Here is a 22,589-nt window from a genome sequence, read left to right as displayed (position 1 = left end):
ATCGTGAGTGATGTGACCGCTGAACCCGGCGTCGAGACCAAGCCCGGACAACCGGCGATCTTCTTCGACGGACTATCGAGCCGCCGGCGGCAGGTCATGCTGACACTGGGTGACGCGCTTGACATCGCCGAACTGAGCGACATGCAGGCGGGCACGCCCGTCGTGCACTGGGACTATGACGAAATCCGTCGTGCCGACAGTCCGGCCGGCATCCTGCGCTTGACCGCGACGTCCGCGCCGCCGCTGGCGCGGCTCGAGATCCGTGATGCCGCTTTCTCGGCTGATCTCGTCGCCCGCTGCGTCCGTCTCGACGAGCACCAGACCACCAGCCGTGGTGTCGCAAAAATCGTCGGCTGGTCGGTTGCCGCCGCCGTCTCCATCGTCTGCGTCGTGCTGTTCGGCGTGCCGCTCGCCGCGGATCGCCTGGCGCCGCTGGTGCCGAAACCGATCGAGCGGCGGCTCGGCGATGCGTCCGAGGTTCAGGTGAAGACCATCTTCGGCCGCGAGTCCTGCAGCGATCCGGCTGGCCAGGCGGCCTTCGCCAAGCTCGTCAACCGCCTGCGCGACGCTGCCGGGCTCGACGACGACATGACGGCCGGCGTGCTGCCGAGCTCGGTGCCGAATGCGTTCGCGCTGCCGGGGGGCAAGGTCTTCGTGCTCAACGCCCTGCTCGACAAGGCCGATAGTCCGGACGAGATCGCCGGCATCCTCGCCCACGAGCTCGGCCATCTCAAGCATCACGACAACATGCGCGGCCTGATCTACAACGGCGGCACTTCGTTCCTGATCGGCCTGTTGTTCGGCGACGTTACCGGCTCGTCCGCCGTGATCTTCGCCTCGCGCAGCCTGGTCGAAGCCTCCTATTCGCGCGAGGCCGAGACCAATGCCGACACCTTCGCGATCGACATCATGCACAAGCTCGGCCGCTCGCCCAAGCCCGCGGCCGAGTTGATGTTCCGCATCACCGGCAAGGAAGGCGGATCGGGCTTCACCATCCTAGCGAGCCATCCGCTCACCGAGGACCGCCTCGCGCGCATGACAAAGGAAGACCGCCCCGCCAGCGGCCCGCCGCTGCTCACTGACAAGGAGTGGCAGGCGCTGAAAGGAATCTGCGGCAGCGGGAAGATTTGAGCGGGATGGGGTGAGATTCGAGGCGCGCCTCGACCGAAGTGCGTTCCCTCCCCCCTTGTGGGGGAGGGCTAGGGGGTAGCCCAGGAAAAGGTGCCAATTGTTGATGATGCACTGAGGACGAGTGCGCGAGGGGTAGAATCCCCGTGTGGCACCCCCCTCCCTGCCCCTCCCGCGCAAGGGGGGAGGGAACGGAGAGAGCGATGCGCTTGGCCTCGGCTCAACTTTATTGTGCTCTGGACTATCGCGTCCCATAGGCGCGGTCGCCGGCGTCGCCGAGGCCCGGCAGGATAAAGCCGTTCTCGTCGAGGCCTTCATCCACCGCGGCGGTCCAGATATGCACGTCTGGATGCAAGCCGCGCAGGCGCTCGAGGCCCTCCGGCGCTGCAATCAGGCAGGCGAGGCGAATGTCCTTGGCGCCGCGCTCTTTCAGCCGGTCGATCGCGGCCACGGCCGTGTTGGCGGTCGCGACGACAGGCGTCACCACGATCGCGAGGCGCTCGCTGAGATCGGATGGCGACTTGAAGAAGTACTCGACCGCGGCAAAGCTCTGGGGCTCGCGGTAGAGGCCGATATGGGCGACGCGCGCGGTCGGCACCAGGTCCATCATGCCGTCGACGAAGGTCGTGCCGGCGCGCAGCATCGGCACGAACACCAGCTTCTTGCCGGCGATCTTGGCCGAGTGCATCGTCGCCAGCGGCGTCTCGATCACGGTGTCGGCGAGCGGCAGGTCGCGCGTCACCTCGTAGCAGAGCAACATGCCGATCTCCTTGATCAGCTCGCGGAACGACTTTGTCGAGATCGATTTGTCGCGCACCAAGGTCAGCTTGTGCTGCACCAGCGGATGATCGACGATCGTGACGCCTTCCATGATCGGATGCTCTTGCTTCTTCCCTTCTCCCCCTGTGGGAGAAGGTGGCGCGAAGCGCCGGATGAGGGGTCGTCTCCGCGAACTCAAATGAGAGATGTGCCCGCGGAGACATACCCCTCGCCCGCCTCGCTTGCGCGAGGCACCCTCTCCCACAAGGGGAGAGGGTCTAGAAAACAGTGCCGTCGCTGATGACCTTGAGCGGCGGTGAACCATCGGGACGACGCGAAAACGCGATCTCGCGGCCGGCGGCCCAGGTGCCGCCTTCCAGGATGCTGGCGAGCGGCAGGGACTCCGGCGTGCGGCCGAGCTTGGCGCGAACAAGTTCGGCAACGCGATCCAGCAAGGCGACCGTCAGCGCGCGCCACTCCACCACGAGCAGCGAGTCGACCGCGTGCGCGCGATCGGCATCCGCGGCATCGCGCAGGCGCAGCACCTCGTGATCGACGAACAGGCCGCCATTGCGGTATTCGGCAAGCCCGGTCAGGCCGTCGATGTCGGTGACATCAAATCCGGCGCACTGGAGCGGTTCTATCAGCGAATAGCTCAGCCATTGCGACAGCTTGTGCAGCGGCACGAGGCCGCCGGTCGCATCATCCGCCTTGATCGCAGGATGACGCCAGCAATCGCCGAGCGGCACACCTGCGAGCTCGATCCGCGACGGCCAGATCGGCCCGAGCTGGTTCAGCACCGCGGAGAGGATCACGGGCGCAGGAATGGCGCCGTTCGTTGCCTGCGCGGCGATATGATCGAACAGGCCGCCCGGTCGTGGCGTGTCGTGCATGCCGAAGACATCGGCGCGCGCCGCAACCTGCTTGCCGAGGCGCCGCAGCAGATCGGTACGTCCCTCGAGGCCGAGCAGCGGATTGGCCTCGCCCGCCTGGAAGGCGGAATTGAGCGCAGCTAGCGGCAGTTTTTCGATCACGTCCGCATTGACCCTGAAGGGTGCGCGCGCGTCACGCGAAAAGAGGCCGCCGGCAAACATGTCGAGGCTCGCGATCGCAAGCCCCTCGGATCGGCCGATATCTCGCCCCGTCACAGCGTCGCGATAGCGCCACGCAGCGCCTGCGCCGGCATCGAGCAGCACGCTGACAATGGCGAGGTCGAACTCCGCGCGCGCCCGTGCCGTGCGATCAGGCCACGGCGCCGCGTCAGCCAGCTGCGCCCAGCGGTCGACGCCGCCGAACACAAAATGCCGCCACCGCGCATGGAACGGAATGTCGAGTGTCGGATAGGCTTTTCGCGTGACAGCCAGCACGGCGTCCGCGACGCCATCCATGCGATCGAGATCAATGGTGAAATGTGTGAGCCCGTTGCGCAGGCCGATCTCGAGCATTTGCCCGGCGCGCGCGCGAACCGCCTTTGCGGTGAGCAGCGCGCGTGCCTCTCGTTCCAAAACGTCCGCCATCAATCGATCAGTATTTTTCCAGCGAACGTCCGACCACGCCGTCGACGTCCTTCTCGGGTGCAATGTCGGTCGAGTAGTAGCCGGCGGCCTTCTTCGCGGCGATCTCGACATAGGCGTCGGCCGGGATTAGCTCCGGCGGGATCGGCACGCGCTCGACGATGTCGATGCCTTGCGAGGTCAGCGCGTCGTATTTCATGTCGCTCATCGACAGGAAGCGGTCGATGCGCTTCAGGCCGAGCCAGTGGATGGTGTCGGGCATCAGCTGCTGGAAGCGCGCGTCCTGCACGCCGGCGACGCATTCGGTGCGCTCGAAATAGGCCGCTGCCGCGTCGCCGTCCTCCTGGCGCTTGCGCGCATTGTAGACCAGGAATTTGGTGACCTCGCCGAGCGCGCGGCCTTCCTTGCGGTTGTAGACGACGAGCCCGAGCCCGCCCTCCTGCGCGCCGCGCGCGGATTCCTCGATGCCGTGAATCAGGTAGGGCCGGCAGGTGCAGATATCGGAGCCGAACACGTCGGAGCCGTTGCACTCGTCATGCACGCGGCATGTGATCTTGGTGCGATGGTCCGGCAGTTTTGTCACATCTCCGAACATGTAGACCGTGGTGCCGCCGATCGGCGGCAGGAACACCTTCAGGTCCGGCCGCGTCACGAGCTCGGGGAACATGCCGGCGGTCTGCTCGAACAGGGTGCGGCGCAGCTCGGTCTCGCCGGTCGCAAAGCGTTCGGCAAGGCCGGGCAGATACCAGACCGGATCGATCGCGATCTTCACCACCGAGACGCTGCCATTGGCGTGCACGACCTCGCCGTCGGCGCGCAATCGCTTGGCCGCGAGCGCCTCGCGGATTTCGGGCAGATCGAGCCGCGCGCGCGTCACCGCGATGCTCGGCCGGATATCGACACCCTCGGCGATGTCCTTGCCGAAATTCTCGGCGACCAGATGGCCCCAGGGGTCGAGCGCGACGATTTTGGCGGGATCGCGCCACTGCTCGAACGGTCCGATGGTCGCCGCCGGGAACGTGTTGGTGAGATCGGGACGCCGGATCGGATCGAGCGCGCCCGCGGAGACGGCGAGCGCGCGATACATCGCATAGGAGCCGCCATGGCTGCCGATCACGTTGCGGTCCTGCGCGCGCGACACCGTGCCGATGATCGGCCCGCGAGCGCGTGCATCGGCTGCGCCCCAGTGAATCGGAAAGGCCGCCTTGCGGCCCGGCTCCGGGTGCGAGGTGAGGCGGATGTGGTCGGTACGGTTCGCGCGGCTCATGGCCAAACTCCCAAAAAGCCAACGGCCCGCCGCTCGGACGGGCCTGGCTCTGCGGCGTTGCCGGCAGAGGCCGGCGACGCAATCCAACATATTGTAGCGGCCGGCCACGACAGACAAGTTAATCGTGCGGGTCGGGCAGGGCCGCTTTTCTGCTGATAATATGGGGATTGGCAGGCCCGATGGAAATGGCGGGGTCGCGGCGGTTCGGCGATTTGACGACGGTCGACTTCATTTAAGATATTGATATAATTATATATTTCGAATTAACGGCCGACCGGGCCCGCAAGCCTGCGTCGCGCGCAGGCCAATCGGGACATGACCTCGCCCGTCGGCAGCGACGTCACCTCGGCGATCTCCCGGTAGGACAGCGCGTCGATCTCGCGCAGCACCAGGATTTCGCGCAGGCGCCGCGGCAGGGTCTCGATCGCGCAGCGAATTGCGGTCGCATCGATATCGGCGGCTACCGAAATTTTGTCGGCACGGTCGTCCGTTCGGAGGACGGAAGCGGCGACCGCATCAGGTAACCGCTTGTGTGCGAATACCTCACTTTGCCGATCGCGTCGCCGCCGGGTGGTCAGCCATGTCCGATAGCAATTCCGCACGCCCTTCAACAATCGGGTCCGGCCTCTCCCGCCCGTGTCGACATCCGTTCGGAGAAACGCGGCCTGGACGATGTGCTCGGCGGCCTCCGCGTCGCCGCTCAGGAAGCGCGCAAAATTATAAGCCGAGTCGAGCATAGGCATGCCGTCCCGTCCCGGATTGACACCGTTCTGCATTGTTAGCCCCGTGCGATCCCGTGTTGTTGTGCGCAGCTCTCTTCGCCCGCACGGCAACCGGCCTCAATGGACGGCGCGTGGTCTTTCGCTGGAATCGCAATCCCCAGGGAAACCCTGTGAAATCATCGGCTTCCGATGCCACATCCCCAACGTTTCGAGACGGCCATGCTGCAAGAACCGGAATTGATCGAGAGACCCGCGGCGGCGCAATTCGCCAGGCGTGCGAGGTTCGGCGCGTTCGAGGCCGATCCGCGCAGTGGCGAGCTGGTCAAGAACGGCAGGCGGGTGCGTTTGCAGGAGCAGCCGTTTCAATTGCTCTCGGCGTTGCTGGAACGGCCGGGCGAATTGGTGACGCGCGAAGAGCTCCGCGCGCTGCTCTGGCCGCAGACGGTGGTCGACTACGATCACGGGCTCAACAAGGCCGTGAGCAAGATACGCGAGGCGCTGGGCGATTCCGCGGAGAGCCCGCGTTTCGTCGAAACGGTCGCCCGCCGCGGTTATCGTTTTCTCGCCGACGTTACCGTCATCGTCGATGCGAGCACCACGCGCGAACCCGATCCGTCTCCGCCCGCGCCAGAGGCTGTGCCTGAGACGCCCGTCGTCGGGCGCCGGCACGGCCTGTTCGCCTCGATCGGCCTGATCCTGCTGCTGGCCGCAACGCTTCTGGCCTGGCTCTCGCCCTGGCATCAGGGAGCGCAAGCGATCCATTCGCTCGCGGTGCTGCCGCTCGTCGACACCTCGGAAGATCCGTCGCAGGATTTTTTCGCGGACGGCATGACCGGCGAGCTGATCACAGAGCTCGGCAAGGTCGATGCGCTCAGGGTGATCTCGCGCACCTCGACGATGACGTACAAGGGCGCGCACAAATCGCTCGCGACCATCGCGCGCGAGCTCAATGTCGACGCCGTGATCGAAGGCAGCGTGATGCGCGCGGCCGGGCGCGTGCGGATCACGGCCCAGCTGATTCACGCGAGCGACGACAGCCGCGTCTGGGCCGACAGTTACGAGGGCGATGTCCGCGACGCGCTGACGCTTCAGGTCCGCGTCGCCCGCGCCGTGGCCGGGCAGGTGCGTGCCACGCTGAATCATGGCGAGCGCGCCGCTTTCGACAAGCCGCGCAGCATCGATCCGCTGGCTTACGAAAATTACCTGAAAGGCCGCTACTTCCTGAACAAGCGCACTGGCGACGGCCTCAGGGCCGCCATCAGATATTTCCGCCAGGCCATCGAGATCGACCGCACTTACGCCGAGGCCCATTCCGGCCTTGCGGATGCCTATGCGCTCGCCGGCGATTGGGAGTACGGCGTGCTCTCGACCACGGAAGCTTTCTCCAAGGCGACGGCGGCGGCCAGCAAGGCGCTCGAGCTCGACGGCACGCTGGGTGAGGCGCACACTTCGCTCGCCTTTGCGCTCGATCTGTACGGCTGGGACTGGGATGTCGCTGCTTCCGAATACGAGGCCGCGATCCGCCTCAACCCCAGCTATGCCACGGCGCATCATTGGTACGCCTGGCATCTGATGCTGATCGGCAAGACCAGCGAGGCGCTGCGAGAGTTCGGCCAGGCGCAAAGCCTCGATCCGCTCTCCCTCATCATCGGCGCCGACATCGCCGATGCCCTCTGCATCGTCAGCGATTTCGAAGCGGCGGTCGCGCAGAGCCGCAAGACGCTCGAGCTCGATCCCCGATTTGCTGTCGGCCATTACGAGCTCGGTCAGGCCCTGGTGCAGCTCGGCAGTTTCGACGAGGCGATCGCCGAGTTCCGCAAGGCGATCGAGATCTCCGGCCACAGCAGCGTGTTCGATTCCAATCTCGCCTACGCCTATGCCGTCTCCGGCCGCAAGGACGACGCGGTCAGGATCGCCGCCGACATGGCGGCGCATGGCGACGTTTATCCGTCGGCGCAAGCCAACATCGCGCTGATCTACGCAGGCCTCGGCGATCGCGACGCCGCGCTCGACTGGCTCGACAAGGCCTATGATGCCCGCTTCAATCCCTCGATCCTGCTGCGGCCTGGCTTCGATCCGCTGCGCAGCGATGCGCGGTTCGAGGGCCTCATGCACCGCATCGGACTAGGCAAAACCTAGGCAATCAGACATATCGTACCGCTCCGGCCTCGTTCTCGGAGTTCGCCATGTCTACCACCAGTATGTCTGCCACCAATATGTCTGCCGCCAGCTACATCGATCCCCGCAATGGAAAGCTCTATCCGTTTCATGAGCCGCGCTGGTGCTCTGACGAGCGCACGCCGCTGCTGGTGACGCCGGGCGCGGGAATTTCGCGCGACGACATTGACGGCCGTACGCGATCGCTGTGGCGCTACCGGGCGGCGCTGCCGGTGGAGATCAAGGATCCGATTTCGCTCGGCACCGGCTGCACGCCGCTGGTGCAGCAGGGGTGGGGCGATTTGCGTCCGTTCTTCAAGCTCGAATGGTTCAATCCGACCGGCAGCTTCAAGGACCGCGGCTCGGCGGTGATGCTGTCGTTCCTCCGGCAGATCGGCGTCGACGCCATTTTGGAGGATTCGTCCGGCAATGGTGGCTCATCGATGGCGGGTCTCGGTGCGGCCGGCGGCATGCGTGTGAAGATCTTGGCGCCGGCCTCGACCTCGCCCGCCAAGATCGCGCAGGTGCGCGCCTACGGCGCCGAGGTGCAGCTCGTCGAGGGCCCGCGCGAGGAGTCGGAGGCCGAGGCTATCAGGCAGTCGAGCCAGACTTTCTATGCCAGCCACAACTGGCAGCCCTTCTTCCTCGAGGGCACAAAATCGCTCGCCTATGAAATCTGGGAAGACCTCGGTTTTCGGACGCCCGATAACGTCATCGTTCCCGTCGGTGCCGGCAGCAGCCTGCTCGGCTGCGCCTTCGGCTTTCGCGAGTTGTTGAAAGCGGGGCAGATAGCAAGACTGCCGCGCCTGTTCGCGGCCCAGCCGCTCAACTGCTCGCCGATCGATGCCAGCTTCAAGGCCGGCGTCGATACGCCGGTCGCGCGCGAGGTCAACAAAACCATTGCCGAAGGCACCGCGATCAAAACGCCGCTGCGACTGCGCGAGATCATCGGCGCGTTGCGCGAAAGCGGCGGCGGCACCGTTGCGCTCACCGAGGACGAGATCGTCGCCGCGCTTCGTCGTCTGGCGCGGCAAGGCCTGTTCGCCGAACCCACCAGCGCCAGCGCGGCCGCGGCGCTGGAGAAACTCGCTGCCAGCGGAACCATCAAGGCGAGCGAGACCACGGTCGCGGTCCTCACCGGCACCGGGCTCAAGGCCGCGACCACCGTCGCCGATCTCGTGGGCCGCGACTAGCCTAAGGCTGCTGGTTCTCGGATCACTCTAATGACGGTGCATGCAGGCGTGGACGTAATCCTTAAATGCCGGGTCCTTCTTAGCTTTGGAGAAACCCATCGCACGGGCCTCGTCGCGACACGTCTCCTTTTTCTCGACTATTTCCGGATGTCTCGCCGCCTTGCACTGAAAGCGGAAAGGTCCTGGCGGATATTGCCCGCAGTTCTGCGCTTCGGCAGCGATTACAACGCCGACAAGAAGTATCGAAGCGCCTATCAGTATTCTAATCATGAGGCACCCGGACTGATGTCTCGCGGCATTCACAATTAGCATGATGCCCGGATCGTCGCGTACAGGCGGTAGAGATCTGGCGTCTGCCATTAAGAGGTACTCAAGCGGCGGCGCTTTCGATCCCCAAGGAGCCTCCTCAACGGGTGACCAACCGTTTGGCTGCCGCTAGGAGCGTCTCACTCCCTCAAATCATTCACCCGCTTCACCCACGTCCGCACGTCGGCGAGCACCTCCGGCAGCACCGACCTCACCTCCAGCACGGTCATGCCGGGCTTGATGCGGGGATCGTAGAGCAGGTTGAGGATGTACTGGTCGTAGACGTCGAAATAGCCCATCGACACATTGTCGTTGAACATCGTCCACGGCACGCTCGCGGTGTCGTTGATCGGGCCGAGCGACTGCAGCAGCTCCTCATAGGCGCAATCGAGGAAGGTGAAGTCACCATTGTCGACGGTGAGGATGACGTCGGAATGCTCGATCTCGAAATTGTCGTTCTTGCGGAAGCCGGACAGGCATTGCGGATCGAGCGAGGTGCGGATCTCGCGCGCCTTCTCCGCGCCGTAGAAGCTTGCAATGGTGCGGTAGAGGTCGCGGTCGCGCACCAGCTTGACCCGCACATTCGCCGCCTCGGCCGTGTCGGTCATGGCGATGTCGAGATGCTGCACGCGCGTGCCGATGTCGGCCACGACCTTCGCGAGCTGCGCCTTGCGGTCGGCGCGGTCGCTCTCGGCGAACACGCGCACCGGCCCGTCGAACTTGCGGATACGGTCGACACGGCCGGCGAGGTGATATTCGGCGCCGAAGGCGGTCTTCAGAAAGCCGTCGACGATCTCGGCGTCGGTAAAGCTCTTCTTCTCGGCGTGCTGGCGCGAGGCGATCGCGGGCAGCTCGCCGGCGATGGCCATGGGTGCGGTGTCAGGCGCACATGTGAGCGCGGCAAACGCCAGCAGGGCGAAGCGAAGGACAGCCGAGGGCGGGACCAATGCGCTCATCTCTGCGCAACGCTGCCGTATTCGCAAGCCGCGCACAAGTCCGCAAATTCACGCGCCCCGCGGGTTCCCGCCGCAGCTCCCTGTCGGCCTAGTTGTTGAGCACGACCACGGTGGTGCCGACCCCGACGCGGCCGTAGAGGTCGGTGACGTCGTCATTGGTCATGCGGAAGCAGCCGGAGGACACCGCCTGGCCGATCGTCTCCGGCTCGTTGGAGCCGTGGATGCGGTAGAGCGTCGATCCCAGATACATCGCGCGCGCGCCGAGGGGGTTCTCGATGCCGCCCTTCATATGGCGCGGCAAATCGGGCCGGCGGGCGATCATCTGCGACGGCGGCGTCCATTCCGGCCATTCCTTCTTGGCGGTGATCTTGTGCACGCCGCCCCAGCGGAAGCCGTCGCGGCCGACGCCAATGCCGTAGCGCAGCGCCTGGCCGTTCTGGAGCACCAGATAGAGCCGGCGCTCGGCGGTGTTCACCACGATCGTGCCGGGGGCATAATTGCCGTTGTACATGACCGTGGTGCGGGGGATCGGGCTCGCGCCGCCGCCGCCGAGATAGCCGGTGGAGCTGGTGCCTGTGAAGTCCATCATCCCCGCCGCGGATGCGTCGGCCGCGCCAGCCAGCAAGAGCGCCATTGCGGTCATCGGCACGGCAAAAAACCGGATCATTGTTTCCCCCAGCAAAAAAAATCGATTCAACGAAAACCAGAGGCCATATTTGCGGGCGTTTCGCAAGCCACGGCCCCGTGAGGGAGGCCATGCCGGCGATTGGCGTTACCAAATCGGCAACCACGCCAATTTGCCGGAAAACGTTAGAGCATTTTCAAGCGAAGTGGATGCCGGTTCGCATGAAGAAAACGCGTCAAAACAAGAATCTAATGCCCCGTCCGATTTCATTGGAACGGGGCGTTAGCCAAGCCGGCAGGTCGCCATGCGGGGCAGGGCCGCGATGCCGGCTATTGCTTTGACGGGGCCCGCGAACAATGATTGTTCACGCGGATCACTCGAAATGGCCGGTTGCGGGAGCAGACAGAATGAACGGTGCGGAAAGCCTGGTGCGGACGATGGTCAAGGGCGGGGTGGACGTCTGCTTCACCAACCCGGGCACTTCCGAGATGCATTTTGTCGCGGCGCTCGACCGCGTGCCGGGCATGCGCTGCGTGCTCGGCCTGTTCGAAGGCGTGGTGACGGGCGCGGCCGACGGCTATTTCCGTATGAAGGGCACGCCCGCCTCGACCCTGCTGCATCTCGGCCCCGGCCTCGCCAATGGCCTTGCCAATTTGCACAACGCCAAGAAGGCCAATTCCGGCATCGTCAACATCGTCGGCCAGCACGCCGTCTACCACATCGGCTATAACGCGCCCCTGACCTCCGACATCGAGGGCCTGGCCCGGCCGATGTCGTCCTGGGTCCGCACCTCGCCGGATTCCAAATCGGTCGCCGCTGACGGCGCCGCCGCCATCGCGGCCGCCAGGAGCGCGCCGCCGCAGATCGCGACCCTGATCCTGCCCGCCGACACCGCCTGGAACGAGGCCGACGGCGTCGCCGAGGTGCCGGTTGAGCAGCAGCGCGCCGGCTACTCGCCGCAGGCGGTCGAGCAGGCCGCAAAGATTTTACACGGCGACGGCGAGGGCACGCTGCTGCTGATGACCGGCAGCGCCTTGAGCGAGAAGGGGCTGGCGCTGGCCGAGCGTATCGCCGGCAAGACCGGCTGCACCGTGATGGGCCCGACCTTCCGTCCGAAGATGGCGCGCGGCCGCGGCCGCTTCTCGATCGACCGCATTCACTACGTCATCGAGAACGCGCTGCCGATGCTGGCGAAATTCCGTCACATCGTGCTGGTCGAGTCCGACGATCCGGTGGCGTTCTTCGCCTATCCGAACAAGCCGAGCATGCTCAAGCCCGCGGGCTGCGACGTGCATCGCATGACCTCCTGGGGCGAGAATTCGGTCGCAGCGCTCGAAGCGCTGGCCGGCGCCGTGAAGGCGAGCGCCAAGGACGTCAAGCCGCAGGCTTTGGCCGAGCTGGTCAAGCCGACCGGCGCGCTCACCTTCGCCTCGATCGCGCAGGCGATCGCATGTGCGATCCCCGAGAACGCGATCATGGTCGACGAATCCCTCACCACCGGCCGGGGCTTTTTCCCGCCGACCGCGGCCGCCGCGCCGCACGATTGGCTGCAGAACATGGGCGGCTCGATCGGCTTCTCGACGCCGCTGTCGATCGGTGCCGCGATCGCCTGCCCGGACCGCAAGGTCATCACCATGGTCGGCGACGGCAGCGCGATGTACACGATCCAGTCGCTGTGGACGCAGGCGCGCGAGAATCTCAACATCGTCACCATCGTGTTCGCCAACCGCATCTACCAGATCCTGCGCGGCGAGTTTGACAATGTCGGCGCCGGCGAGCCCGGCCAGCGCGCCAACGACATGCTCCGCCTCGACCGCCCGACGCTCGATTTCGTGGCGCTGGCGAAGGGCATGGGCGTGCCCGGCCGCGCCGTCACCAATGCCGACGAGTTCAACAAGGCGCTGGCCGAGGCCGTCGCCGAGCCGGGGCCGCGGCTGATCGAAGTGCAGATGTAAGGCGCACCATCAGGAGCGCCGACGGCCGGGGGCACGATGCAGACCGAGCTGAACAAGGTGATTGCGGCGCTCCGGGACTTCTACGCCCAGGAAGGATTTTTGTTCGAGAAGGACATCGGCGAGCGCGCGATCACGCACCGCTTCGCCGTCTATCTCGAGCGGCAGTTTTCGGGCTGGTCGGTCGATTGCAATTACGACCGGCTCGGCGAGCGCACGCTCCATCTGCCGCACGGCACCATCATCTCGACCGACGATCATCTCGGCAAGTCGATCTACCCCGATGTCGTCGTGCACCAGCGCGAGATTCCGAACAATCTGCTCACCGTCGAGATCCGCAAGGCGAGCAATCACACCGCGCTCGATCACGACCAGCACAAGCTGAAGGCGATGACCGATCCGCATGTCTGGTTCGCCTATTGGATCGGCGTGCTGCTGGTGCTGGACAAGCCCGGCGTCACGATGTCGGAGGTCTATGTCAGCGGCGTCGTCGATCAGCCGCTGTCGCTCTGGTTCGCGGCGCGGCTTGCGGAAAGTGGTCTCGCGGCGGCGCATTAGGGCGTGTACTTACAAGCGTCAGATTTCGGGTACCAAGCGGAAGGTGCTTCGCGGGCCAGTAACGACTGCTTGTGACCCCGAGCCGGCACCGAATGCACCAGGGTCCCGAGACTAATGGCTTACAATTTCCCGATCTCCGCCACGTCGCGAAATGCTAGACTAAGTGCGATCGCTGGGCAGGCTTATAGGGGGACGTGTGCGGCGGCGCGGTTTTATCAAGCTTCTCGTTGGCAGCGTGGCTTCGTGGCCAATTGTTGCGCGTTCGGAGCAGCCCGCGAAAATGAAGCGAATTGCGCTCGTATCGGCGGGCACCAAAGCCGCCGATATGAACAATGGCAATCGATATTTCCGTGCCTTTTTCGACGAGTTGGCCCGCCTAGGCTATGTTGAGGGCCAAAACCTCTCGGTAGAAAGATACTCGGGGGAAGGGCGTGTCGAGGATTTTTCTCAACTTGCACACGATGTCGTCAGCACCGGGCCCGATCTGATTTATGCGATGTCCGGTCCGCTGGCATCGATGTTTAAAATGTCGACCACAACGATTCCCATCATCGCAATATCCGCTGATCCAATCGCACTTGGACTTGTCCCGAGCATTGCTCGACCCGGAGGTAACATAACGGGCGTTAGTGTAGATGCTGGGATCCAAATCTGGGGAAAGCGTCTCGGACTTCTCGTGGAAGCAAAGCCGAAGCTTTCCAATGCTCGTTTCCTTGCGTCGCAGGCACTATGGGAGAGACCGTCAGGCTCGGGGGCGGCGATCCAGGATGCCGCGCGGCAGGTCGGAATTAAAGTGTCTGGCGCGCTGCTGACGACCATGAGCACGCAAGCATACCAGCCGACTTTTCGTTTGATGGAGCAAGAGCAAGTAGATTCGCTCCTCGTGTCCGACGAGCCCGAGCATCTCCCCTATCTTAAGTTGATTACAGAAATGGCAGCTAGAACGAGAATTTGCGCAGTTTATCCGTATCGAGCCTTTGCCGAGGTTGGCGGTTTAATGGCTTATTCGACCGACCTTCTGGATGTCCAGCAGCGCTGCGCCAACCTCATTTATCGGGTTCTCAAAGGTGACAATCCGGGCGACATCCCATTTTACCAGCAGACCCGCTTCGAATTGGTCATAAATCTCAAGACTGCAAAGGCACTGGACCTGCTAATGCCGGCGACGCTTCTCGCCCGTGCCGACGAGGTGATCGAATAACTGTTAATGTCTGCATTTGGCCGGGTGCTGCCTTAGGCGGTGTTTCCCAAGAGGTCAGCTGTTGAGGGTGAAGCGGGAATGATTTGCATCGGCGGTGACCGGCCCTTTTGACCCGAAGCGATCATTATCTGTCTCAAGTCGACATATCCAAGAGTGCCCTATAGAGCTTGCCTGTGCGAAAAAAATTGACGAGGGCGAATTGTCCGATCATCAGGCGAGTGGCGGCCAAGAACAATCGGCCCTTCCGATGATCCACTTGGATTACCCGGCCCAGTCCATGAAACCGATACATGTCTACTTTTTCAATGTCTGCCTGCGGTATAAGGAACTTTTCGTCAGCCCCTTTTACATTTAGGCCAAAACCATCAATCCACGCCTCGCCCTTCGAAGCGTGCGTTTTCAAGCTAAGTTCGGGCCCGACGTGGAAGAATATCTTACACCGAAACATACGCTCCTCGTTGGTCGCGACTAGCTCGATAGGTGATAGCGAAACCGTGCCACCTAAAGTAGTCGTGAGCAACGACGTTCTTCAGCTGTGGTGAAACGTCCGATATTGCCCCCAAGGCCGACATGATGAATGTCGTTTTCAACGTTGCCTTCGGAGGGCAAACCGGACGCAACGAATTTCTGAATCCACGCACTGAAGCGGAAAGCTTCTTGTTGAATCGATGCGCGCTAAGGACGCGGTTCGCCTCTTCCGTCGGGAAGAGGGGGACTACGGCCGCTCGCGTGGTGCGAGCGGCCTTAAGTGTTATCGGCTATCACCCGCTCAATGCAGCGGCGCGCCCTGGCCCAACGCATAGGCCACAAGATCCCTCAGCGTGAAGTTGGCACCCGTCACCGGCGCCCAGTTCGGGTCGAGCGACAGCAGGGAGGAGGCGTCGCCGAACATCATGCCGAGGAAGACTTCGGCGACGATACGACCGCCGACCGGGCCGAGTTGCGGCGTGTTGATTCCAGTCGCAGGCGCGCCTGTGGCCGGGACCGTGACCGAGGTCGAGAACTGGCGTGCTTCCGCGAGGATGTAGGTCCAGAGCGGGCAGTTGCCTTTGAACACGCCGTTTGCGATCGACGCGATCGGAACCTGCGGATCGCCTGCCGGGTCGGGATTGTCGACGGCCCGGCCGATGACGATCTGCTCGTCGGTCAGCGGCGTCAGGTGCATCGCCTTGGCGACCGCCTGGCCCGAGGGCAGCCCGAGCCGCCAGCCGCGCTCGAGGTTGCGCAGCGCCAGCGACGACGGATTGGAGGCGACCTCCGGCGGCAGCTTGCGCAACGGATCGACCAGCGAGGTGTCGATGCGATAGGCGAACTGGAGCCGCCGCTTGTTGTCCGGATTGCTGCTGTCGTCCTCGACGCCATACGCGCGCGTGTCGATGTCGATGAACCGCCCCCAGTCGATGGCGCGGCCGGGACCCATGGAGCGGAAGCCGGTCAGCGCGTTGTTGTCGGGGTTGTTGGGATCGGGGAAGATCTGCAGCAGCATGTTGTCGGCGTCGTTCAGCCGATAGCCTGGCCGGATCATCGAGTGGCCGAGCCGGTAGGCCGCGACCGAAAACTCGACCGGCATGAACGGGAAATTCTTCCAGTGATAATAGGCGATCCTGCTGCGATCGTATTCTCCGCCGGTTCTGAGATCGTTCAGCACGCCGGCATTGACGATGCGCGGCAGGAAGTCGTTCAGCACGACGTATTGATAGTGGAAGCGCACACGCTGCTGCACGGCCTCGAAGGACAGCCCTTCATTGTCGTCGACCATGCGGTTGTGGAAGCGCAGCATCAGCCCCTGAAACTGCGAGACGATGCTGTTCTCGTCGTTGCGGGGATCGCCGATCAAGGCGCGGCCCTTGAAGCGCGGCAGGTCGCTGGCGTTGGACACGCCGGTGCCGGTCAGGGGATCGCCGAGGAGGAACTTGCCGCTGCTGTCGTACATGTAGGGCTGGTCGTTCGGCCCGCGCCCGTAGACATTGTCCATGTCGAACGAGGGCGTACGGAAATCGACGAGCCCGTCCGGATCCTGCTGCTTGGTCAGCGAGCTGACGGGATCGAACGTGATGTCGTGATCGATGAACTGGCCGAAATATGTGTAGAGCGAGGGAATTCCGCTCTCCTCGGCATCGGGGCCGTCCTTGGGGGCATCGAAATCGCCAACCATGTTGTCGGCGAGCGCCGCGAGATTTGCGATGTTGTCGGCGTCGTTCGGGCCGAATTTCGCCGGCGTCAGATTGCGGAACATGCGGCCGAAGCGGCCTTGAGAAAGCGGCGAACGGGTGGCGTTGAGACCGCGCGGCGTAATGGCGTGACGACTGCTCATAAAGTACCTCCATGAAAAGTTACGACGGCAAGCAACTAAAGTTAAAGTTGTCTGGGAAATAATATGCAGGCGAAGCTAGATCGCGGAATTTGGCGTCGCAATGCGCCGCTTCACACATCGCGCGACGTCGATGCGGTTCCATGAGCTGTTGTTGCGGTCAAGCTGCGGATGCGCTTTGCGAATTTTTCCCGCATCGATGCCGAATAACATTCTCGTCATCGAAAATCCCGGCGCGAAGCCATGTCAGCTTCGCCGACCTATCAGGCCAAGCGATTTATCGCAGCAAACATTGTGCTCGCGTAAAAATTGCAAGCCGCGTGCGCATGCCGCCTCGTCAATCGTCGCGGGCTTGCGAGAAGGTGTCGTGCGGATCGATGTCGCGATAGGCCGGGTATCCGGGGCCGAGCCTCGCGCATGCCGGGACTCGCCTGACGCATTGTCGCGCGCATCCTGGTATCGGCGCGTGCGCCGCGTTCGGCTTGGGCCTATGATGCGCCAAGCCGTCGTGGAGAATGTGATCTCGGCCACAGCTGGCAGCCCGGGTCGCGCCTATCTTCGGCGGACTTGCACGCGTCAATCCCGTGGCACGACGCTTCCGTCATTGGGAATCAGGTATTTTGGAGGTTCTGATGCAAAAATCATACTTGCTGGCTGGGACTGCGGCACTGGCGCTTATCATGCAGACACCGCTCGCGCTGGCGCAGAGCGCGCCCGCCGCAGGTGGCACGCCGCCGGCCACCGCGGCAACCACGACAGCACCTGCTGCCACCGCCACGCCGGCCGCGACCACCGACACGCCGACCTCGCCGGCCGGTTCGAAGAAGCGTGCGGACAAGAAGCCGGCGAAAAAGCTGACGCGGCGGCAGGAGCTCGAACATTCGATCGACACCGGCACCGTGCCAGAGCGCTATCGCAGCTCGGTGCCGAAAGAGTACCAGCAATACGTCCCGTTCGAGAAGCACTGACCGATCGTCCGGCGGCGCGAGTACCCCCGTCTTGCGCCGCGGTGGAACCGGACGGGAGCCATGCAGGAGCATGGCGTGATCTGATCAGCTGACCCTGTGGCGGTCGAGGGTGCCGGTGTTACACTGGGCCAAGCCGGGGGGAAGCCGTGATGAGTGACGACGCGAAGGATGCTGGCCTTGTGGCCATGATCAGCAGCATTCTGGGAGGCAACAGGCGCGCAGAGGCCGCCAGCCCGCCGCCGCTCGCTGACTTCATGCCGGTCGCGCCGACGGCCGCACCGGCAGCAGACGTGGCGGCAGACTTGGCGGAAATCCCGGAAGCGGAGTCTCCGAAGCTCCAGGATGCATCCGATCAGGCGGTGGCGGCTCCGAAGCCGGTCGCGCCCGGTCCGCCCCTGACGCCCGACGGCAAGCGGCTTTTGCCGGCGGAAGTCATTGCCGATCTCGTGCTCGGCGAGTTGCGCAAGATCGAGGATTTTCCGGCGTCCGGCGTCTCGGTGACGGTCTACGGCTATCGGCACTGGAACGCGATGATCACCTTCGCGCCATTCTCGACCACGTTCCAGAACGCGACCCGGTTCCGTCAGGCCCTGCCCGACCTCGTGTTCAAGCTGCGCCGTTTCGTCGAACTTGAGATATAGTGAGGGACGATCGCCGGCGGCCCGGTGCGGTTCATTTCGGTGGGTCGCGGTGTGATGGCGCGGCGGTCGCTCCAAAACTGTTCGACAGGATACTTGAATTGAGCGTCGCCTTTACCAAAGAAGAGAGCGCCGAGACTGCCTCCGAGACATTGTTGCCGGATCGCCCGATCTCGCCGCATCCGAATCTCGTGACGGAAACAGGATTGCAGGCGCTGCAGACGCAGCTCCAGCAAGCGCGCGAGGCCTATGAAGCCGCGCAAGCGATCGATGATGTCAACGAGAAGCGCCGGCAGTCGGCAGTGCCGTTGCGCGACGCGCGCTATCTGACCGAACGGCTGCGCACGGCGCAACTCATCGCCGGTCCGGCGTCGAACGATGTTGTCGCCTTCGGAAGCACGGTGACCTTCAGCCGCGCCGACGGCCGCGTGCAGACATACCGTATCGTCGGGGAAGATGAAGCCGACCCGAAGGCGGGATCGATCTCGTTCGTGTCACCGGTCGCGAAGTCGCTGATGGGCAAGGCGGTCGGCGACGTCGTGGGGGCGGGTGCGCAGGAGATCGAGGTTTTGGCGATTGTGTAGGATGCGATGATTGGCAATCGCGCTCTGGAGCAGTTGTGACACGAGAGGCCACATTGCGAGAACGCCTCGCTGTTTTGCCGACGAGTCAATCTGACTTCGGAAATTTCGCAGCCCATTGATCCGACTGACGTCGGCTACTGTGCATCCGGCGACATGGCGGTCACGAACTTCGCGGCCCCGTCGTAGGTGGTTGGGAACCTGCCGACCCGCTTCTTCCTGGTTCTCGAACGTTCGGGTGCCCTTCGGCTTCTTCGGGGGTATACCCATGTGAAGCGATCCGATCTGGTGGTGTGGCTCGGACGTCGGCCAACCGCAGTACTAATTTCCATGCAAATCAGGACCGAATCGCAGGACAGCGGTCGGCTCAATCTTCTGCTACGAAATCCTTCAGGCGCAGGCGACTGCGGTGGTCCGCTCGCGGCTCTTCGCCCGAAGGATTGAGTCCGCGAAAATATGTCTTCTGCCACCGTTGCTGCGTCGCTTCCGAGCCCGGCTGCTGTAGGTCGGCGTTGAAGGCGCTGCGGCCTTCGGACCAGAGCTTGAACTCGCGTTCGAGGTCCGGCGCCTTCGACAGCGGCATAACTTCCGGCGTGATCTGCTCGAGCGCTCCGCGTTCAACCGGAAAGACATGACAATACGGTTCTCCCCGCTCAAACCGGACCTTTGTATTCTGGCGCGTAAATTGCCAATTCATCGTGAACGTGTACGGCGACCAATCCGTCTCGATCACCCCGCTGAGCGGAGCGATAGCATCCTTCGGCCTGTTGATGGGGCCCGTCACGAAGAGATCGAAACCGGGGTCGGTTCGGAACAGGCAGGGCACATGGAAGGTCAATATCCCATGTCCGAAGTGGCTCGATGCCGGCGCATGTGTGCCGAGATCCGGCTTGATCCGAACTGTTTCCTTGTGGTTGAGCCCGTCCCATCGTGCCGAGAAGCCCGACGGGCAGAGCAGCTCCCAGCCGTGAGCGTTCGCGATGTTAAGCGGCAGGCAGCGATAGGCGAACCGCTGGTCGCTGGCATCCATCCAGTCGCGTTCGAGCGGCGCAGGACGGATGTCTATCTCATGTCCGTCGAGCGTGTAGGCAACAAGCTTGGGCATCGGTCCAGCTACTGTCTCATTGCGAGAACCAGCCGGCAGTTCCATTTGGCGCGCCGGCGAATTTGTAGCTCAATCCTACGCGAATGATGTCCTCGGTCAATTTGGCCGAGTGTGTCCATGCGAACGGGCTTAGCGCACCGACATTCTGTGGTGCCGGGGCGCTGCGATCGCCGAGGTCGACGTGAAGATACTCGAACTTAGCCGTCCATGGGCCGCTCACAACGGTTTCCCAGCCGAGGCCCGCAGTCCAGCCGGGCTTAACGCGCGAATCGGCCCCCGCATATCGAAAACCGGAGAAGCCGGGGAAATCCGTCGCGGTGGCAAAGGCAAACTCCGCGTACGCCAAGCCTGCGGTCACGTAGAGCATGTTCGAGGGGTTGGCCAGGAACCCCAGGCGTCCACGCACGGTGCCGAGATAGTTCGATCGAAAGCTGTTCTCCCAGGTGTCGGCGACTCCCGGCGCCAGAGGAAACGGTCCGCGCAACTCCGATGATTGCAGATCGGTGTAGTTGAAATCCGTTTCGAGCCCGACGACCGTCTTGCCGTACTGCACATTGCAGGAGAGGCCTCCGCCGGCCGTAGCCCCGCCTTTGCGTTGCGCAGCGTTCGAGCTCGCTTGCTGGGCTGTAACTGCAGGGAGAATTCCGTTGTTCTGTGCGAACGCGAGGTTGGCAGCGTTCGGCGCCGAAGAGAATTCGGCTCTGACCGAATCATAGCCGGCATTTACGCCGATGCTACAGCCAGTCCAGCTATACGGTAGAATCGGCTTGGCCTTGACCGGCATGTAGGCAGCAAACGCGGAGCTCGCCTCGTCGAACCGCATGCGGAAATGCGCCTTCGCCTCCCACGCATCGATCCCGGGCGTGAAGAAGGACAGATAGCCGCCCGACAGCCACAACTCGGCCTGGGATCCGAGCCGAGCCCGGACGCCGCCGCGCAATTGTCCGTGCAAGCGCGTGAGTTCGACATCCGTGCCGTCGATCGTTGTGATGGTGTTGACCAGCTGTTGGGTGTCGTACCGCAACGTGGCCTGGACGAACGGCTGCAGCAGAAATCGGGAATCAAGAGCGAAATCCCGGTTGAGCTCCACCGAGCCTTCCACGTGGCCCCAGCTATAGGCCTGCCCGGGGATTGGAAATCCCTGACCGCTCGTGACACCCGAGACATCGTCGTGAGCATGAAAGACCGTGAACCGGGGCAGGACACGCATCCATGGCGTATCGATGATCTCAGTGATGCTCGAGGACAGGAAGGCACGGTTGACGGGCATATTGGCGCCGTGCCCGAACGCGTCGAAGGCACGATCAAGCCGCACGTAGCCGGCCCAGGCATCGAACAGCGTCGTCGGGCTGATGAGCCATCCCAGATAGGGCCCTCCGCCGATTCCCGATTCGTAGAGCGAGGCATTCAACCCGTCATACGTGACCTTGGTGCTTTCCGGATTGAACGCAAAACCCACAAGGAGGTCCGGGTTGACACGGTAGTCGAGGCCGTATGTCAACTCCGACAACGTGCCTTGCGACGTGAGCCCGACGGCGCGGTCGGTGAAGTTGACCTGGCGCGGCGTGACCCATGCGTGCCAGCCGTGCCCCATCGACGCCGAGGTCGGACTGGTGGCGATGCTTGCGTACTGGTTGAACCCGGCAAGAATCGCGTCTGATATGAAGTAGCTGCGCGCAAAGTCCGTTCCCAATGCGCGTGCGAGATTCGCATGCGGCACCGGCATGGGCGGTGGCGAAGGTGGGGGCGGTCCCGGCGGTGGAGGTGGCCCTGGCGGCCCTGGCGGCGGTGGCGACGGGGGCACCGGCGGCGGAGGCGGCCCCGGCGGTGGTGGTGGCCCCGGCGGTGGTGGTGGTGGCGGTGGTGGTGGTGATATGGAACACAACTGATTGGTGAATGCATTCACCTCGTCTGAGACCGACTTCTCGCCGAGCAGCGGCCCCAGGACGCTGCCATAGGCCCTGAACTTCTCGTGGTCGTCGAACGACGGCGGAAACACCTCGATGGCCGTGTCCGTTCGCAGGTCGAGGAAGGTTGGGCCGCCCGTGAGCGTTCCGCTCTTGCTGAAGCGCCACATGAAAGCAGTTTGCGGGTCGCCCTGGACGCTGCTCGCGTTGATGCAGTAGTCGTTGGTTGCAGAGCGATAGCCGTCGAAGCCAAGATGGATCGGATCCGCCGCAACCGCGACGTTCCCGCAGACGAACGTTGCCGCTGTTCCCAGCAGAAGCGAGCGGATCTGCCACAGCCCGGCAGGTGGGCAGGCGCGCTGCGGATCAGATGCGACCGGACTTCTGGTTGGCTTTGCTGATATCATCCAAGCCGGTTGACTTCGTGGCACGCGCATCCGCAACCTCTACAACCTGCCCCCACTTGATCTTATGGTTGTAGAGTAGAATTTTCAGTCACATAATTGCCTCGCGAGGGTTTGCTACTAGAAATAGTTTTTAGATGTTGTCGTAAAGCAACGTGCACTGCAATTGCTGATTGTGTTGCGCCTAGACGCAACGGACCCATCAGTTGCTGGAGGTCGGCTCCGACCCACCAGTTACCTACCGTCGAGCAAGAATTGGGACTCTCCTAGAGGTTGTATGATAAATCATGCGCTATCACAGAGAACGATGAGGAGATTGTCTTGCGTCGTTTTCCTC

At 63.4% G+C, this 22,589-nt stretch carries 20 protein-coding genes; 11 read left to right on the top strand and 9 right to left on the bottom strand.

Annotation, left to right across the window (positions count from 1 at the left end; genetic code table 11):
* Positions 1-3 precede the first annotated feature (3 nt).
* Positions 4-1,131: a M48 family metallopeptidase gene (locus K3F49_RS24865; RefSeq protein ID WP_234683574.1), complete on the top strand. Its 1,128-nt coding sequence runs from the start codon at positions 4-6 to the stop codon at positions 1,129-1,131.
* A 238-nt stretch (positions 1,132-1,369) separates the two neighbouring features.
* Here the strand turns inward: K3F49_RS24865 and upp are convergent, their stop codons facing one another.
* From upp to K3F49_RS24845, 4 genes are all read right to left on the bottom strand, one after another.
* Positions 1,370-1,999, bottom strand: coding sequence for a uracil phosphoribosyltransferase (gene upp, locus K3F49_RS24860; protein WP_234683573.1), 630 nt, complete (start codon positions 1,997-1,999; stop codon positions 1,370-1,372).
* Between the two features lie 166 nt (positions 2,000-2,165).
* Positions 2,166-3,404 carry a URC4/urg3 family protein gene (locus tag K3F49_RS24855; RefSeq protein ID WP_234683572.1) on the bottom strand — a complete coding sequence of 413 codons (1,239 nt, stop codon included), beginning with the start codon at positions 3,402-3,404 and terminating at the stop codon, positions 2,166-2,168.
* Positions 3,405-3,411: 7 nt separating this feature from the next.
* Positions 3,412-4,668, bottom strand: a complete 1,257-nt coding sequence (locus tag K3F49_RS24850) for a GTP cyclohydrolase II (RefSeq protein ID WP_234683571.1) — start codon at positions 4,666-4,668, stop codon at positions 3,412-3,414.
* Between the two features lie 263 nt (positions 4,669-4,931).
* The gene (locus K3F49_RS24845; protein WP_234683570.1) at positions 4,932-5,444 is read right to left on the bottom strand and encodes a sigma-70 family RNA polymerase sigma factor; all 513 of its coding nucleotides are present in this window, start codon (positions 5,442-5,444) and stop codon (positions 4,932-4,934) included.
* 165 nt (positions 5,445-5,609) lie between these two features.
* On the opposite strand from K3F49_RS24845, the gene K3F49_RS24840 reads away from it, so the two are divergent.
* The 3 genes from K3F49_RS24840 to K3F49_RS24830 all read left to right on the top strand — a co-directional run bounded on the left by K3F49_RS24840 (position 5,610) and on the right by K3F49_RS24830 (position 9,049).
* Positions 5,610-7,529, top strand: coding sequence for a tetratricopeptide repeat protein (locus tag K3F49_RS24840; RefSeq protein ID WP_234683569.1), 1,920 nt, complete (start codon positions 5,610-5,612; stop codon positions 7,527-7,529).
* A gap of 77 nt (positions 7,530-7,606) precedes the next feature.
* Positions 7,607-8,740: a threonine synthase gene (locus tag K3F49_RS24835; RefSeq protein ID WP_234683781.1), complete on the top strand. Its 1,134-nt coding sequence runs from the start codon at positions 7,607-7,609 to the stop codon at positions 8,738-8,740.
* A 30-nt stretch (positions 8,741-8,770) separates the two neighbouring features.
* Positions 8,771-9,049, top strand: a complete 279-nt coding sequence (locus tag K3F49_RS24830; RefSeq protein ID WP_234683568.1) for a hypothetical protein — start codon at positions 8,771-8,773, stop codon at positions 9,047-9,049.
* Between the two features lie 137 nt (positions 9,050-9,186).
* Here K3F49_RS24830 and K3F49_RS24825 read toward each other — a convergent pair whose 3' ends face one another.
* A complete protein-coding gene (locus K3F49_RS24825; RefSeq protein WP_234683567.1) occupies positions 9,187-10,002 on the bottom strand; it encodes a DUF2927 domain-containing protein in 816 nt (271 codons plus the stop codon).
* Between the two features lie 88 nt (positions 10,003-10,090).
* Positions 10,091-10,669 (bottom strand): L,D-transpeptidase, encoded by a 579-nt coding sequence (locus K3F49_RS24820; protein ID WP_234683566.1) that lies wholly within the window; start codon positions 10,667-10,669, stop codon positions 10,091-10,093.
* Here K3F49_RS24820 and K3F49_RS24815 point away from each other — a divergent pair.
* The 4 genes from K3F49_RS24815 (at position 10,578) to K3F49_RS24800 (ending at position 14,338) form a co-directional block, all read left to right on the top strand.
* Positions 10,578-10,913, top strand: coding sequence for a hypothetical protein (locus K3F49_RS24815; protein WP_234683800.1), 336 nt, complete (start codon positions 10,578-10,580; stop codon positions 10,911-10,913). The two genes, K3F49_RS24820 and K3F49_RS24815, sit on opposite strands and share 92 nt — an antisense overlap.
* 121 nt (positions 10,914-11,034) lie before the next feature.
* A complete protein-coding gene (locus tag K3F49_RS24810; RefSeq protein ID WP_234683565.1) occupies positions 11,035-12,582 on the top strand; it encodes an acetolactate synthase large subunit in 1,548 nt (515 codons plus the stop codon).
* Between the two features lie 36 nt (positions 12,583-12,618).
* Positions 12,619-13,137 carry a hypothetical protein gene (locus K3F49_RS24805; RefSeq protein WP_234683564.1) on the top strand — a complete coding sequence of 173 codons (519 nt, stop codon included), beginning with the start codon at positions 12,619-12,621 and terminating at the stop codon, positions 13,135-13,137.
* Positions 13,138-13,417: 280 nt separating this feature from the next.
* The gene (locus tag K3F49_RS24800; RefSeq protein WP_234683563.1) at positions 13,418-14,338 is read left to right on the top strand and encodes an ABC transporter substrate-binding protein; all 921 of its coding nucleotides are present in this window, start codon (positions 13,418-13,420) and stop codon (positions 14,336-14,338) included.
* Positions 14,339-15,107: 769 nt separating this feature from the next.
* Here the strand turns inward: K3F49_RS24800 and K3F49_RS24795 are convergent.
* Positions 15,108-16,652 (bottom strand): peroxidase family protein, encoded by a 1,545-nt coding sequence (locus tag K3F49_RS24795; RefSeq protein ID WP_234683562.1) that lies wholly within the window; start codon positions 16,650-16,652, stop codon positions 15,108-15,110.
* 629 nt (positions 16,653-17,281) lie between these two features.
* Here K3F49_RS24795 and K3F49_RS24790 point away from each other — a divergent pair.
* The 3 genes from K3F49_RS24790 (at position 17,282) to greA (ending at position 18,839) form a co-directional block, all read left to right on the top strand.
* Positions 17,282-17,617 carry a hypothetical protein gene (locus K3F49_RS24790; protein WP_234683561.1) on the top strand — a complete coding sequence of 112 codons (336 nt, stop codon included), beginning with the start codon at positions 17,282-17,284 and terminating at the stop codon, positions 17,615-17,617.
* Between the two features lie 149 nt (positions 17,618-17,766).
* On the top strand, positions 17,767-18,258 hold the full coding sequence (locus K3F49_RS24785; RefSeq protein ID WP_234683560.1) for a hypothetical protein: 492 nt from the start codon (positions 17,767-17,769) through the stop codon (positions 18,256-18,258).
* Positions 18,259-18,356: 98 nt separating this feature from the next.
* Positions 18,357-18,839: a transcription elongation factor GreA gene (greA, locus tag K3F49_RS24780; protein WP_234683559.1), complete on the top strand. Its 483-nt coding sequence runs from the start codon at positions 18,357-18,359 to the stop codon at positions 18,837-18,839.
* 364 nt (positions 18,840-19,203) lie between these two features.
* On the opposite strand, the gene K3F49_RS24775 is transcribed toward greA, so the two are convergent.
* Positions 19,204-19,941, bottom strand: a complete 738-nt coding sequence (locus K3F49_RS24775) for a DUF6065 family protein (protein WP_234683558.1) — start codon at positions 19,939-19,941, stop codon at positions 19,204-19,206.
* A 16-nt stretch (positions 19,942-19,957) separates the two neighbouring features.
* On the bottom strand, positions 19,958-22,255 hold the full coding sequence (locus K3F49_RS24770) for an outer membrane beta-barrel protein (RefSeq protein WP_234683557.1): 2,298 nt from the start codon (positions 22,253-22,255) through the stop codon (positions 19,958-19,960).
* Positions 22,256-22,589 lie beyond the last annotated feature (334 nt).

The organism is Bradyrhizobium monzae, from assembly GCF_021458635.1.
In the GTDB taxonomy this organism is placed as follows: Bacteria; Pseudomonadota; Alphaproteobacteria; order Rhizobiales; family Xanthobacteraceae; genus Bradyrhizobium.
This window is presented reverse-complemented; position numbering and strand designations above follow the sequence as displayed.